Here is a 17,098-nt window from a genome sequence, read left to right on the forward strand (position 1 = left end):
CTAGTCCTTTCTTTTGATTATTTTTAATATTTTTTTCGCGCTTTCACCTTGCAACATCGAGAAGTGATCCCCTTCCACAGATGTTGTTTGATACTGGATGGCATTAAATGTTTCACCCAGATAACGTTGGTAGGTATCACCATTCAGACTTTGCGTTGCAAATACCATTTCAACATTAATGTCCAATGCATCACTTGGCACATAACTTTTAAATAAGTTGGATTGATGCAAATAGAGGGCCTTTAAGTGCTCAGGAAGCATCAACTCCTCAGCTAAGCTTGCCTCTTTACTCATTTCAAATAACCTAGGTTGCTCAAAATAAGTGTCTAATAGTGTGGTATGCACCGATATACCTAGGCGGCCTAAAGCCACGGCGATTTCCAGTGCAATTGACCCACCAAAAGAGTGACCCACTAACGTAATTTGACTGTTTTCTGATATTACCTCTTTTAAAATTTCATCCACATAAGCACTGACGGCCTGATCTATTGATTCAAAATAGACTTCATTGCTATTGAGCCCCAGATGGTGCAACACGCTAATGTTAAGACCATGCTTGGGTAACAATTCAAAAACCTCTTTAAAATCTTGTGCCGTGCTTGCGACCCCCGGAACAAATATAATATGCTCATTCGCCTCATCTGACTGTGCAATGGTTCGTATCAAGCTAGTCGATAAGCCTTCGTTCGAATCTATTAATTGTCCCTGCTTTTGTATGCTATCCGCTTCATACAGCTGCGGTAGCTCGACTTGCACGTGCAAGTCTTCTTGAATCTTTGAGAGCAACCTCACCAATAACAGCGAATGCCCCCCCACTTCAAAGAAACTGGTATTCGTACTTATTTTATCTGCGCCCAAATTGAGTAAGTTGGACCAAATGTTCACAAGTATGCGCTCAGTACTCGTGTGTGGCGCCGTGAATTCATCTGTCGTAGACAGACAGTTCTCAACTGGCAGCGCCTTATTATCAATTTTACCCGTTGCCGTTAGAGGCCATGTATCCAAAGCAATGAACATGCTCGGCACCATATAATCTGGTAACTGATTGGATAAAATCGTTTTCAATTCAGCGATTAGCGCTGACTGTCTGTTGCTGTTGAGCGCTTCACAGGTTTTAACATACCCAATAAGCTGCTGACTTCCTGCGATTTCTTTAGCCAACACTAATGCCGAATCAATTTCTGGGTGTACAGATAACTGAGACTCAATTTCACCTAACTCAATTCTGTAGCCACGCACTTTAACTTGGTGATCAACGCGCCCAACAAATGTTAAGTTGCCGTCAGGCTGATACCGCACCAAATCCCCTGTCCGATATAAGCGGTCATGACCATGTAGGCTGTGTGCATCAAAGTACGGATTGTCTATAAAACAGTCTGCGGTCTGTTCTGGGCGATTAAGGTAGCCCCGAGCTAGCCCATGACCACCGATATACAGTTCGCCTACACACCCATTAGGCGTAAGTTGCAAATTGGTGTCCAATACCAAGAAGGTGGTATTGGCCATTGGCTTACCGATCGTCTCCTTGTCTGATTCGTTTTGTAGCGCGAAACTACTGTTTACTGTCGTTTCAGTTGGTCCGTAGGCATTGATAAATTTGACTTTGTGGGTCTGTGCATAGTGCTTAAAGACAGCAAATGCCGCCCCCCCTATTTTGTCACCACTAGAAATGATATCGACAGGTTTTAAATTAGGGTGCTTAACAATTAATTCTAATAATTGCGGTGTTGCATTGACCAGTCCCAACTCATGCTGACTAATCAGCTCGACCAGTGCATCTGGCGACTTTGCTTGTGCTTCTGAAGGGATCACTAACTTCACACCTGACGACAATAAGGCAATCCCCTTCAATGATGCATCAAAAACAAATGATGAAAGCCACAGCCATCCATTTTGAAGTTGATTGCAAACCTGTAATTGCTGTTCAAATCCAACCGCAAAGTTCATAAGCGACCGGTGCTCTGTCAGCACACCTTTTGGTTGACCAGTCGATCCTGACGTGTATATCACATATGCCAAATGCGATGACGTTAGGCCCAACGAAGACTTTTCAATATTCTGCGCACTGAACTGAGTGTACGCATCGCTGTCTATCGCAGTCACTTCGACATTAAACGCTGCTAATTTTTCACTGACTTTGGTATGACTGACAATCGTACTCAGTGCGGCATCTTCAATTATGTATTGAAGTCGACTTTGAGGATAATTAGGGTCCATTGGCACATAAGCCGCACCCGCTTTCATAATCCCTAGGATCCCCACTACGGTATCTATTGATCGCTCGGTACATAGGCCCACTAAACTATCGGGAAGAACACCGTGTGTTTCTCTCAAATAATGCGCCAATCGGTTTGCCTGGCCATTGAGAGCTTCGAAGGTCATGGTTTGACCTTCACACACCAGTGCAATGTCTTTTGGGTTTGTTTTTGCTTGTTGCTCAAATAGTTCGTGTAAACAAAGCGCTTTTGAATAAGCCACCTCTGTATTACTCAGCTCAGCGAGCAGATACTGTTGTTCATCCTCCGCTAACATAGGTAACTGATGCAAAGCCATGTCACCTTTTGCACATTCGCTCAACCCTATTAACAAACGACAAAGATGGCCGTTAAGTCGTTCAATCGCTGTTTTATCGAACAAGCTGACATCATAACTCCAGTTGAGACCGACCCCATGCTCGCTGATACTCAAGTCCACCTTTAAATCGAACTTAGCCTGCACCATGTTTGCGCCATAAGGGGCAATTTCAACATCTGACACCTGTGTCGCGTCGCCGACTTCATTCAAACCAAAATCGGTTTGGGTCGTCATCATAATTTGAAACAGCGGTGTATGCGCGTTGCTTCTCGGTACTTTTAACCGCTCAACCAATTGTTCAAATGGAACATCTTGGTTGGACTGCGCATCTAGATGAACCTGTCGAATATGTTTCAGATATTCGGATAAATTCGCCTGTTCGGTGTTTGCTCTAAGTACTTGTGTATTAACGAAGAAACCAATAAGCGGTGTCAGTTCTTCTTGTAATCGGTTCGCCACTGGCGTGCCTACAACGATATCCGAACTATTGCTATGCCTAGAAAGTAGCAAAGAAAGTGCACCATGCAATAACATAAATGGGGTTATCTGATGCTGCTTGGCAAGTGCTTGCAGACGTATCGCCACCGAGGCGGGCAAACTGCCCTCAACCATTGCTCCCACATGTTGTTTTGTATCTGGGCGCGGATAGCTCAGCGGCAAACTGTGAACTGGCGGCACGTCGGCCAATTGTTTTTCCCAGTAGGCGAGTTGCTTGTCTAGCACCGCTCCTTCAAGGTGGGTTCGCTGCCAGTTAGCATAATCAAGATATTGAATGCCTAGCGCTGGTAACGGATTTTCTTTGCCTTGGCTAAATGCATCATAAAGTGCAAAAAACTCTTTAGTGAGCACTTCCATTGACCAACCATCAGAAGCAATATGATGCATATTAAACACGAGGACACCTAATTCATCCTCGGTGCGCAAATAACACGCTCGCAGCATCAAATCTGTTGCCAAGTTAAAGGGAGAAACGATCTCTTTTTCTACCTGTGCTTTAACTAACTCGCTTTGAAGTTCACCACTGTGCTCTCTAAAGTCGCTGACCGAGACATTGAAGTCGATGTCTGATTCGGCATAGATCCGCTGTCTAGCTTCACCATTCACTTCAACATAGATGGTTCTCAATATTTCGTGACGAGCAATGATCTGCGAGAACACTTGATTCAATAGGGAGATGTTCACCGCTCCTTTGATTTCAAACGCCAACGGCATGTTGTACTCTGGCGTTTGTCCCTGTAATTGGTCAATAAACCATAAGCGCTGCTGCGCAAATGACACCGCATACGCTTCTTGATCTCTTTCAATTGGTGTTAGCGGTGCCAGCAATGCATTGCCGCGATGCAGCTCTATCGCGTCCGCCAATTCAGTCAGCGTGGAAGTATCAAACACAGCTTGCACTGGCAGCTCGACGTTAAATTGAGCACGAATGGCTGCTATCAATCGAATACTGAGTAGAGAATGGCCGCCTAACTCAAAAAAGTTGCTTGTAACACTCATTTTGTCAGCATCAGTACCCAGCAATTTTGCCCAAACCTCGCTAAGTACAAGCTCTGTTTCGGTACTCGGCGCAATATACTCCTGCTGCAATGTATTGCTGTCAGGCTGTGGCAACGCTCTTTTGTCAACCTTACCATTGTGCGTGAGAGGCCACGCATCCACTATCATCAACACACTGGGTACCATATAATCTGGCAGGTGTGCACCGAGCTGTGCCTTTAAATCAGTAATAAAGTCCAAAGATGCCTGTTGGTCATATGCGTCAGTCGGGATTAAGTAGCCTATCAGTTGGAGACTCCCCGCTAGCTCTTTTGCCATAACCAAGGCGGACTCAACGCCAGCTTGATTTGCTAACTGCGATTCAACTTCTCCCAATTCAATTCTGAACCCGCGGATCTTAACCTGATCATCTGCGCGTCCAATGAATTCAATATTGTCATCAGGTAGATAGCGCACTAGATCACCCGTGCGATATAGTCTTTGCGAACTGGACGGATCTTGCTCGTCAAAATATGGGTTGTTTATGAAACGCTCAGCGGTCAGTTCAGGACGATTTAAGTATCCACGCGCCAAACTTGCACCACCCACATATAATTCACCAATGCAGCATTTAGGTACTAAATTTTGCTGATCATCTAATATATAACAAGTGTTATTGTTGATCGGTTTGCCTATCGGCGTTTCGTCGATTGCATTTAATTCGCAAGCGGTCGCAAACACGATTGATTCCGTTGGCCCATACACGTTTACTATACTGATGTGCGGATACAGATCTTTAAACTTTGCAATCGCAATCTCACTACACTTTTCACCCCCAAATAAAACCTGCTTTACATTGGTATTTGTGAACGCTTGGTTTTCCACTAAAAGGTTAAATAGTGCGGTGGTACAAAAGAAGTTTTCTATGTTGTCTTGCTCAATGCGCCGCTTTAACTTTTCAATATCAAGAATAGTCTCTCGGTCATATATAAATAGCTCAGAGCCATTCAATAGACTGAACATAAAGTCATAAATAAACCCATCAAAAGCATATGAAGACAGACTAAGCATACGACTAGCGAGCGTAATATTGGCGTAGGTTGCGGAGGAAACAAATGCAACAACACCTTGGTGTTCTACCTCAACGCCTTTGGGCTTGCCGGTCGACCCTGAAGTGTAAATTACATAGGCCAAATTAGACGAGTCTAACCCCAAAGACGACACTGGTAGGTTGTCTTTGCTGCAACTGCTTAAGAGAGGCTCATCATCAATATGGATCACTCGCCCTCTAAACGCATCTAACGATGAAGTCACGCGCGTATGGCTCACAATCGTCGTCAACGACGCATCCACCATCATATGTTCAAGTCGACTCTGAGGATAACTTGGATCGAGTGGCACATAAGCGCCCCCCGCTTTTAAAATACCTAATATACCTACAATCATCTCAATCGAGCGTTCAGTACACAGGCCAACCAAGGCATCTGGCTTGACACCTTGCTCACTGACCAAGTAGTGAGCAAGTTGGTTTGCTTTTTCGTTAAGTGCCTTATATGTTAGTTGCTGATCGGCAAAAACCACTGCCACGTTGTTGGGGTTTTGCCTTGCCTGCTCTTCAAATAATTCATGCAGGCATAATGCACGCGCATAATCTGTCGCAGTGTCATTGAGTTCCGTGATCAGATGCTGTGCTTCCTCTTGCGATAAAACAGCTAAACTGCTCGGTGAGATAGTACTATCAGTTATCGCACTGAGGGAGCCCAACAAGCTTGTCAAATGTTCATTCAATCGCGCTATTGCTTGCTCGGTAAACAAACTTACATCATAGGTCCAACCAACACTGACGCCTTTATCACTGATATCAATATCAATGGTCAGGTCGAATTTAGCTTGAGTAGCATCCGCAGTAAAAGGTGAAATCTCCACACCAGACAACTCAACCAACGCATCATCTTGCGCAACGCCATAATCTGTATTTGTTGTCATCATAATTTGAAATAACGGTGTATGCGCTATACTTCTCGGTACTTTTAATCGCTCAACCAGTTGTTCAAAAGGGACATCTTGATTGGATTGTGCATTCAAATGAACTTGTCGAATGTGTTTGAAATAGTCCGCTAATGTATTGTGATTTGTGTTTGCTCTGAGAACTAAGGTGTTTACAAAAAATCCAATGAGTGGTGCGAGCGCTTCTTGCCGCCGGTTAGCCACCGGCGTACCTATTACAATATCTGGGTGGTTGCTGTGCTTTGACAGGAGCAATGAAAGTGCACCATGTAATAACATAAATGGCGTAAGCTGATGTGCCTGTGCTAAAGCTTGAAGACCCTGTGCAATCTCGGCTGACAAATGACTGGTTACGGTTGCGCCTACATACTGTTTGCTATCTGGTCTGGGTTTACAAAGTGGTAAGTTATGTACTGGCGGTGCTTCTGATAATTGTTTTTCCCAATACGATAACTGTCCTTCTAATACCTCACCTTCTAAGTGTTCTCGCTGCCAATGCGCATAGTCTGCATATTGAATTCCAAGTGGCGGGAAGGGATCCACATGCCCTTGGCTAAATGCATCATAGAGTGTAAAGAATTCATTGGTAAAAACATCCATGGACCAGCCATCAGAAGCAATGTGATGCATATTAAAAGCTAACACCCCTGCTTCATCGGCTGTTTGAAAGTAAGCCGCACGCAACATCAGATCATGGCCGAGATCAAACGGCTTCGTCATTTCTTCTTCAACAGCGGTTTTTACCGCGTTTGATTGTGTCTCACACGTGAGATGCCTAAAGTCTCGCACATCAATTGAAAAATCAGTATCTGAATTTTTCAGGATCCGCTGTTTAGCTTCACCATTGACTTCAACATATACTGTTCTAAGTACCTCATGACGCTCAATGATGTGTTTAAACACATCATTGAGCAAAGCAATGTTCAGGTTACCCCGAACATTGAAAGCCATCGGCATATTGTACTCTGGTGATCCCCCTTGAAGCTGGTCAGTAAACCACAAACGCTGTTGCGAGAAAGAGGTGGGAGATAGCTCCCCTCTCTCACTCACTTTCACGATTGTTGCTAGGTCTTCATCGACATCTTCTTTTAGCCATTCAATAATATTTTGCTTTTCTAGTTTGATTTCCCCAATCAGTTCAGGTGTTAAGTTTTCCTTTTTCCCGATCACTGTTAGGTTATCAGATTCACCAAGCTCCAATTTAATTCCTAGCTCATATAAATGCTCTAGAAGCTTGTTCATATAGACAACCTCACTTCGTCTTCTTCAATTGCATTACCAGCTCGTTTAAATTTCATTCTTATTATTTTTCTATCTATGCTCTCAGCAAGCTTCTGAATATCTGGGCTATCAAACATCGTCGCCACCTCTAAGCTAACCGAAAATTTTTGTTTAATCATTGCTACGGAACGAACAACCATCAGAGAATGTCCACCCAATTCGAAGAAGTTGGATGTTGTACTGATGATGTTCGCATCGACCCCTAATAACTCCGACCACATTTCCACTAAAGCTTTTTCAGTTTTGCTTTGTGGCCCAACGTACTCACCTAGCAATAAATTGCTGTCTGGCTCTGGGAGTGCTTTTCTATCTATTTTATCATTGGGTGTTAATGGCCACTCATTAACCACAATTAGCATACTTGGTACCATGTAGTTAGGTAATTGGCTCAACAAGCTAGCTTTAACATCAGATACTAAACTTGCGTGACTGCTCACCTCCAGTTCATGAGTTGGTTTTATGTAACCCACAAGCTGCTGACTACCTGCTAATTCTTTTGCCATAACCAAAGCAGAATCTACTTCGGCCTGAGCCGCTAGCTGAGATTCAACTTCACCAAGTTCAATTCTAAAGCCTCGAATTTTTACTTGATCATCAACACGTCCAATAAACTCTAAGTTGTTATCAGGTAAATAACGGACTAGATCCCCAGTGCGATATAACCTTTTTGAACTGTTCGAGTTATTTTCATCGTAATACGGATTGTCAATAAACCGTTCTGCGGTCAAATCTGGTCGATTTAAGTAACCACGAGCTAAACCAGCACCACCAATGTATAGCTCACCAACAGCGCCTTTGACGACTAACTCTAGCTTGTCTGATAGAACAAACGTATTACTGTTCCCTACCCCTTTTCCAATCGCATGATTCAATCGCGATACATGACTTGTCACACAAGCTTCGGTAGGGCCATAGACATTAAACACATCGGCACGAATATAATCCATTAACTGAGCAATAAATGGCTCACCACCAGACACGATTCTAGCGACATTTTCAAACTTTAACTTTGGAACAAAGCTTAATAAATGTGATGGTGTACTGTCTACATGAGACACTTTATTAGAAAAAATGCACTTACTCAACCCCTCAGCTGATAATAATACTTCTTTTCTTGGAATTACTAACTGCCCCCCTGATAACAGCATCAGAAAAATTTGCTCTACCGATGCGTCAAATGCATAGCTGGCTAACAAGATACCGACTTCCCGTCGATTTGACTCAAAGCCATACGACACTTGCTGTGAGGCAATAAGGTTGCACACTGAATGATGCTCAACCATGACGCCTTTCGGGTTGCCAGTAGACCCAGATGTATAGATAAGATAAGCCAAATTAGACGATGTTAGTCCAATAGATGATTTGGCGATATTATATGAATTATATTGTTTAAGAAGCGCTGTATTACCGAGGTCAATCACTTCGCCCAAAAAGCGACCTAATTTACCTGAGGCTTGCTTGTGACTCACAATGGTCTTCAACGCAGCGTCTTCAAGCATATAGTCTAGGCGACTTTGAGGGTAACTCGGATCTAGAGGCACGTAGGCACATCCAGCTTTTAAAATACCTAAAATACCAACCACCATATCAAGTGAACGCTCCACACAAAGCCCCACTAACGTATCCGGTTGTACGCCCTGTGTCTCAACTAAGTAATGAGCCAGCTGATTGGCACGCTCATTCAAGGCACGATATGTTAAGTATGAATCCTCATATATAACCGCCGTTTGATCGGCTGTTACTTGTACCTGTTGTTCAAATAGCTCATGAATACAGTGGTGCTTTTGATAATCCAAACTCGTGTCATTTAACTCAACCACAAGATGGTGATGCTCTTGCGCACTTATCATCGGCAATTGATGAGGGGCGACAGAGAAATCAGATACTTCACTGAGTCCTGTGAGTAATTGGCATAAATGGGTGTTAAGTCGTGCAATTGCATCCGCATCAAACAAGCTTAGATCATAACTCCAGAAAATCCCCACTCCCTCTTCTTTTAGGCTTATATCAATATTTAGGTCAAACTTCTCTTGCACAGAGTCTGCATCATAGGGCGTAATCTCCATCCCTGATAAATACGCAGCCGCATCTCTTTGATTCACCCCATAATCGGTATTTGTGGTCATCATGATCTGGAATAATGGCGTATGCGCCGTGCTTCGTGGGGCTTTTAATCGTTCAACTAACTGTTCAAATGGCACATCTTGATTGGCCTGTGCGTCTAAATGCACCTGTCGGATATGTTCAAAATACGAGGGTAAACTCTCATGATTTGTGTCAACCCGCAAAACCAGTGTATTCACAAAGAACCCAATTAAAGGCGCTAATTCATCTTGCAGCCTATTGGCAACAGGTGTACCGACTACAATGTCAGCGTTATTACTGTGTCGAGACAACAGCAACGACACAATACCATGCAACAACATAAATGGGGTAAGGCGATATTGCTTGGCGATTGCACTCAAACGAGCGCCCACATCGGCCGATAAATGACCTTGTAACAATCCACCTGCATGTTGTTTAGTGTCTGGCCTTGGGTAGCTCAGAGGCAAACTGTGCACCGGAGGTAGATCTGCTAACTGCGTCTGCCAATAGTTAAGTTGTCCGTCTAGTACTTCCCCTTCGATATGTGTTCGCTGCCAGTGTGCATAATCAGCATACTGCACCGTTATCGCAGGAAGCGGTTCAGCTTTGTCTTGTCCAAGCGCGTCATACAACGCAATAAACTCTTTTGTGAGTACCTCCATTGACCAACCATCAGAAGCAATATGATGCATAGTAAAGACAAGCACCCCCGTTTCCTCCGAAGTGCGTAAATAGGTCGCACGCAACATTAGATCATGTGCCAAATCGAACACCTTCGCGGCTTCAGCCTCCACTTGCGTTCTTACAGCTTTTGTTTTCGTCTCACCCGTGAGATGTCGTAAATCACTGACTTTTATTGAGAAGTCGACTTCAGAGATATCCAAAATACGCTGTTTAGCCTCACCTTCTACTTCAATATACACCGTTCTAAGTATCTCATGGCGCTCAATAATACGCATGAATACCTGATTCAATAACGGCATATCCAAGCTGCCAGGGACGTTGAACGCCATCGGCATATTATATTCAGGTGTCCCCCCTTGTAGTTTATCCATAAACCAAAGGCGTTGCTGAGCAAATGATACATCGTAGTGATCTTGCACACGTTCTATTACTTCAATTGGTACAACTGGCACTGAGTTGTCATGCGACTCAATCGCCACAGATAGATCGGCTAATGTAGGTGCATCGAATACAACTTGAACGGGTACTTCTACGGCAAAGCGTGCTCTAATGCCTGCAACCAATCGGATACTTAATAATGAATGTCCGCCTAATTCGAAAAAGTTTGACGCAGTACTGATTTTCTCTGCTTCAATACCCAACAACTGTGACCAAATCTCTACCAAACCTTGCTCAGTTTCATTGGCTGGTGCGACATACTCATGCTGTGATAGATTACCATCAGGTGCTGGTAAGGCTTGCTTGTCAATTTTACCGCTCGCGGTCAATGGCCATTCATCCATTGGCACAAGAAAACTTGGTACCATGTAATCAGGTACTACATTTGCGAGTGATGCTTTGATCTCATTTATGCACTCATTGACTTGTTTTTTTTCTATTGCCTGCGTGGACTTGAAATATCCCACCAGTTGTTGATTTTCACCGACCTCTTTGACTAAGACGACACCAGAGTCAACATTCTCCAGCGCTGATAATTGCGCTTCTATTTCCCCGAGCTCTATTCTGAAGCCTCGAATTTTAACCTGATCATCATCGCGCCCCACAAACTCTAGATTGCCATCTATCATATGTCGAACAAGGTCGCCCGTTCGATAAAGCCTCTTTGAACTGTGCAGCCTATTCGCATCATAATACGGGTTGTCTATGAAACAATCCGCAGTTAACTCTGGGCGGTTTAGATAACCTCGCGCTAAGCCCATGCCACCAATATGCAATTCACCTACCGTGCCAAGTGGCACAATATTTTTATCCCTATCCAAAACATAACAAGTGGTATTACGCATTGGCTTACCAATCAGTTCTTTATTTAACTTGTTTTGAACTGCATAACAGCTATTTACCGTCGTTTCAGTAGGCCCATACGCATTGATAAAGGTTGTATTGTGGGCTTGTGTATAAGCTTGTAATGACTCAAATGTTGTGCGTCCCATTTTCTCTCCACTGGAGATAATGTCCAATGCCTTCAAATTAGGTTGCTTAACAATGAGCTCAAGGAGCTGCGGCGTCGCGTTGATCACACTTAAATCTTGCGTTTCAATGAGTGATACCAATGACTCTGGCGATTTCATTTGTGCCTGCGATGGTACAACTAACTTCACCCCGTTTGCCAACAGCGCTATCCCTTTTAAAGAGGCATCAAAGATAAAAGAAGACAGCCACAACCACCCATTTTTATAATCACGACATACTTGCAATTGATGCTCAAACCCGGCTGAGAAGTTCATTAAAGCACCGTGTTCCGTCAACACGCCCTTCGGTTTACCCGTTGATCCAGAGGTATAAATCACATAGGCCAAACTCGTTGACGACAATCCCAATGTTGATGTCGCAATGTTTCCTGTATGTGGCTCTGCATAAATTTTTTCATAATCCAACGCAATAGTTTGACCGGCAAAATCACCCAAAGCCCCGTTTGTTTGGGCATGACTCACTACGGTCTTTAACGAAGCATCAGCAATGATGTAATCGATTCGGCTTTGCGGATAATTTGGGTCAATTGGCACATAAGCGCCGCCTGCTTTCATAATGCCCAATATTCCAATCACCATGTCAAATGAGCGCTCGGTACATAAGCCAACTAACGTACCCGGCTTGACAGCATGTTTATTGATTAAATGATGCGCCAGTGCATTTGCTTTATCATTTAGGACTTGATAACTCAAAGTCGCACCTTCAAATACCACCGCAACCTTATCTGGCGTCAACGCTGCTTGTTGCTCGAACAGCTCATGTAAACAAGCTCGCTGCGGCAGGTCTGAAGCGGTCTCGTTGACATCATGAATAAGAAATTGCAATTCAGAGTCACTGAGTAAAGGCAAGGTGTTGAGCGATATAGTGCTGTCCGTGACTTCACTGAGCCCAGTCAATAACCGACATAAACGATTGTTGAGCTCTACAATGAACTGCGCATCAAACAGGCTGACATCGTAGGTCCACAAAATACCTACACCCGCCTCAGAAATACTTAAATCTATATTCATATCAAACTTCGATTGAACAGATTGAGACTGGAACGGTTTAAAATTTACGCCTGGCAAATCTACAGAGTCAAAATCTGTGTCTCCTTGCATGCCATAGTCCGATTCCGTGGTCATCATTAACTGAAATAAAGGTGTATGTGCTGTACTTCTTGGTATTTTTAAACGTTCAACTAATTGTTCAAAGGGCACGTCTTGATTGGATTGAGCACCAAAGTGAATTTGTCGAATATGCGTTAAATAATCCGCTAACGTTTCGTGATTTGTATTCGCTCTGAGTACTTGCGTATTCACAAAAAAGCCTATCAGTGGCGCAAGCTCCTGCTGAAGCCTGTTTGCGACAGGCGTGCCAATGACGATATCAGTACTATTGCTGTGCCTGGCCAATAACAATGCTAACGCCCCATGCAATAACATAAAAGGGGTGAGTTGATGCTGTTTTGCGAGTCGCTGCAGTAGCTGGCTAGTGTAAGCCGGTAAGCTACCCTTAACAATGGCACCCACATATTGCTTGTGTTGTTGCCTTGGTTTGCTCAAGGGTAAGCTGTGAACAGACGGTATGTCTGCCAGCTGCTGTTCCCAATACGCAAGCTGCTTATCAAGTACCTCTCCTTCTATGTGCGTACGCTGCCAATGAGCATAATCTGCATACTGGATGCCTAACGCTGGCAGCGGTGAAGGCTTACCCGCACTGAATGACTCATACAGAGCGAAAAACTCATTTGTCAGAACTTCCATTGACCAACCATCTGAGGCAATGTGGTGCATGTTAAATACAAGGACACCCGCGTCAGCGTCTGTTTGCAAATAACACACTCGTAACATGATGTCGTCAGCAAGGTTAAATGGCTTTGCAATTTCCCGCTCTACTTGCGCTTTTACCGTCTCAGTTCGCGTTTCAGGAGAAAGGGACTGGAAGTCTTGAACATCGATTGCAAAATGCACATCTGACATAGGTAAGATACGCTGCTTGGCCTCTCCTTCGGCTTCAATATAGGTGGTTCTCAACACTTCATGCCGATCAATGATGTGCGTGAGCACATCATTGAGAAGCGATATATTTAGGTCGCCGGAGACATCAAACACCACTGGCATATGATACTCAGGCGTGCCCCCCTGCAATTGATCTATAAACCATAGCCGCTGTTGAGAGAATGACGTGGGGGATAACTCCCCACGTTCATCAATTTTAACAATATTTGCCAGATCTTGACGCGTCTGCTCGGAGAGCCATTCTACAATGCTTTGTTTTTCTTTCTTTATTTCACCAATTAGCTCAGAGGTCAAATTCTCTTTCTTGCCAATTAGCTTTAAATTGCCAGCATCATCTAGCTTTAACTTAATCCCTAAATCCAATAGTTTTTCTAGCAGTTTAATCATATTACCAACTCCATTTCATCGTCCGCTACTTCAGTTTCAACTTGCGTAAATTTAATTTTTAGTTTTTTGCTGTCTATCGTTTCTGCAAGCATTTGGATGTTAGCGCTATCGAACATGGCTGCGACTTCCATCGTTACTTCTAGCTTTTGTTTAATCAGTGCAACAGAACGTACTATCATGAGTGAGTGCCCACCCAACTCAAAGAAATTAGCCGTGGTACTGAGCTTATCTGGGTCCGCGCCAAGCAACTCCGCCCAAATGTCTACCAAGACACGTTCCGTCTCCGTTTCCGGTGCAACGTAATCAAAAAGTGCTGCACTGCTGTCCGGCTCCGGTAATGACTTGCGATCGATTTTACCATTGACCGTCAATGGCCACTCACTCACGACCAGTAATATGCTGGGGACCATATAATCTGGTAACTCTGCCAAAAGGTTCACTTTGATCTCTGAAACCAGTTTAAGTTGTGCCGCCTCATCTAATGGCGTTTTTGCTTTAACATAGCCAACTAATTGCTGGCTACCCGCCAGCTCTTTGGCCAACACCAGTGCCGAATCCACCCCTGCTTGTGCACCTAACTGGGTTTCTACTTCCCCTAATTCGATTCTCAATCCACGTATCTTCACTTGATGATCAACACGACCTTGATATTCAATCGCATTATCCGCTCTTAACCTTGCCAAATCCCCCGTTTTATATAGTCGCGGTGAACTGCTTGGGTTGCTCTCATCATGGTATGGATTGTCAATAAAGCTGGCTTGCGTTAAATCAGGGCGATTGAGGTATCCTCTCGCCAAACAGTCTCCGCCTATGTGCAGCTCCCCCGTGACACCTTTTGGCACTGGGTTCAAATGCTTATCTAAGACAACCAACTGTATATTGTGCAGTGGATGTCCAATGGGCACACCATTTGGGGCATCTCCTGAGCAATCCCAGTGGCTGACTTCTATTGCCGCTTCTGTTGGGCCATATAGGTTGTGTAATTGCGCACCGGCTATCGCATCATAAAACCCTTGCACATGATTCAATTGCAATGCTTCTCCACTGCAAAATGCTTGCTTAATACTGGTACACTTCTTAAATGAGTCGCTTTCTAAAATCACCCCTAACATTGAAGGCACAAAGTGTAATTGAGTGATTTTATGCTGCTGGATCAGCGCACACAAATATTCCGGATCTCGATGTCCACCTGGTTTTGCCATCACAAGTTGAGCGCCTGTCGCCAAAGGCCACATGAATTCCCACACTGACACGTCAAAGCTATACGGCGTTTTTTGTAGCACTTTATCTTCCGCTGTCATGCTAAATTTATTGCACATCCAGTGGATACGATTAAACACCGCTTGATGCTCAACCATGACACCTTTTGGTTTGCCTGTGGAGCCCGATGTGTAAATCACATAAACCAAATTGGCAGATGAAAGACCAATGGCTGACTTCGTAATATTGTCTGTACTGAACGCTAAGTGCGCATCGTCTTTGTCTAATTCAATTACCGTCCCTTTAAAGTCGCTCAATAAATGGCTGACCGGTGTATGACTGACGATGGTATTGATGTCACCGTCTTCTATCATATAGGCCAATCGGCTATCTGGGTAACTCGGATCCAGCGGCACATATGCACCACCCGCCTTCATAATTCCCAACATACCCACAACCATCTCTAATGAACGCTCTGCGCACAGGCCCACTAACGTGTCAGGGGTCACACCTTGAGTCTCAACCAAACAATGTGCTAACTGGTTTGCTCTCTCATTCAATGCCTTAAACGTCAGTTGCTGGTCTTCAAATACCACTGCAATACGGTCTGGGTTGATCGCCGCTTGTTGCTCTACGAGCTCATGTAAGCAACTATCTTTAGGGTAATCGCTGGCAGTCTCATTGAGCGCTGTCAGCAAATGTTGCTGCTCCGATTGCGACAACATAGGCAGATGATACGGTCTCACAGTGCCGTCATTGACTTCGCTCAATCCGCGTAATAAACGGCATAAGTGATCATTCAAGCGTTCAATTGATTGCGCGTCAAATAAGCTGACATCGTAAGTCCAACTGATCCCCACACCAGCATCACTCATGCTCAAATCAATGCTCAAATCAAACTTTGTTTGTATAGTTTGCGCATCGTAAGGCGTAATTTCTACACCCGAAATCTCTGTTGAAGACTCGCCTTGGCTCAGCCCATAGTCGGTTTCGGTTGTCATCATAATTTGGAACAACGGCGTATGTGCAGTGCTTCTTGGGATCTTCAAGCGCTCCACTAACTGCTCAAATGGCACATCCTGATTCGCTTGGGCATCAACGTGCACCTGACGAATGTGCTTAAAGTAGTCCGCTAAAGTAGCGTGATCTGTATTTGCTCTAAGCACTTGTGTATTGACAAAAAACCCGATCAAAGGCGTCAGCGCGTCTTGTAGTCGGTTTGCCACTGGCGTACCGATGACAATATCAGCACTATTACTGTGCCTTGCTAACAGCAGTGACAACGCCCCATGTAACAGCATAAACGGCGTAAGCTGATGCTGTTTAGCCAGGGCTTGTAAACGCGTAGCCACGTCAGCCGGTAAGCTACTGTGTACAATTGCACCGACATGTTGCTTGCTGTCTGGGCGAGGGTAGCTCAATGGCAGACTATGTACAGGTGGCACTTCATCCAGTTGCTTTTCCCAATAAGCCAACTGTTTATCTAGCACCTCCCCCTCTAAGTGGGTGCGCTGCCAGTGTGCATAGTCCACATATTGAATATCCAGTGCTGGTAATGGGCTGGTTTGCCCTTGACTAAGCGCATCATACAGGGCAAAGAACTCATTTGTGAGCACTTCCATGGACCAACCATCAGAAGCAATATGGTGCATATTGAACACTAATACGCCGGTTTCATCGCCAGTTTGTATGTAATTAACACGCAGCATCAACTCTTCGGCGAGGTTAAATGGCGCAACAATATCGGCCTCAACTGTCGCCATCACCGCATCATTTTGCGCCTCACCGGTGAGCGTGCTGACATCATGTACCTTGATGGTGAAATCCACATCCGAAATTGCGCGGATATGCTGTAACGTTTGACCATCAACCTCAGTGTACACGGACCTCAACACTTCATGACGTGCGATAATTTGACTGAATACTGTTGTCAA

The 17,098-nt window shown here is 44.4% G+C and carries 3 protein-coding genes; all 3 read right to left on the reverse strand.

What is annotated here, in order from left to right:
* Positions 1-7,299, reverse strand: coding sequence for a non-ribosomal peptide synthetase (locus tag L1286_RS13150; protein WP_235407514.1), 7,299 nt, complete (start codon positions 7,297-7,299; stop codon positions 1-3).
* Positions 7,296-13,964, reverse strand: coding sequence for a non-ribosomal peptide synthetase (locus L1286_RS13155; RefSeq protein ID WP_235407515.1), 6,669 nt, complete (start codon positions 13,962-13,964; stop codon positions 7,296-7,298). Before L1286_RS13155 ends, L1286_RS13150 begins: the two co-directional genes overlap by 4 nt.
* Positions 13,961-17,098, reverse strand: a 3,138-nt coding sequence (locus L1286_RS13160; RefSeq protein ID WP_235407516.1) for a non-ribosomal peptide synthetase, incomplete at its 5' end; no start/stop codon positions are given. The genes L1286_RS13155 and L1286_RS13160, both read right to left, overlap by 4 nt.

This window comes from Pseudoalteromonas sp. SMS1, assembly GCF_021530565.1.
Taxonomy (GTDB): domain Bacteria; phylum Pseudomonadota; class Gammaproteobacteria; order Enterobacterales; family Alteromonadaceae; genus Pseudoalteromonas.

Bases quoted from the DNA above. Each gene is read 5' to 3' on its own strand.
- L1286_RS13155 (WP_235407515.1), bottom strand. From the start codon at position 13,964: ATGATTAAACTGCTAGAAAAACTATTGGATTTAGGGATTAAGTTAAAG.
- L1286_RS13150 (WP_235407514.1), bottom strand. From the start codon at position 7,299: ATGAACAAGCTTCTAGAGCATTTATATGAGCTAGGAATTAAATTGGAG.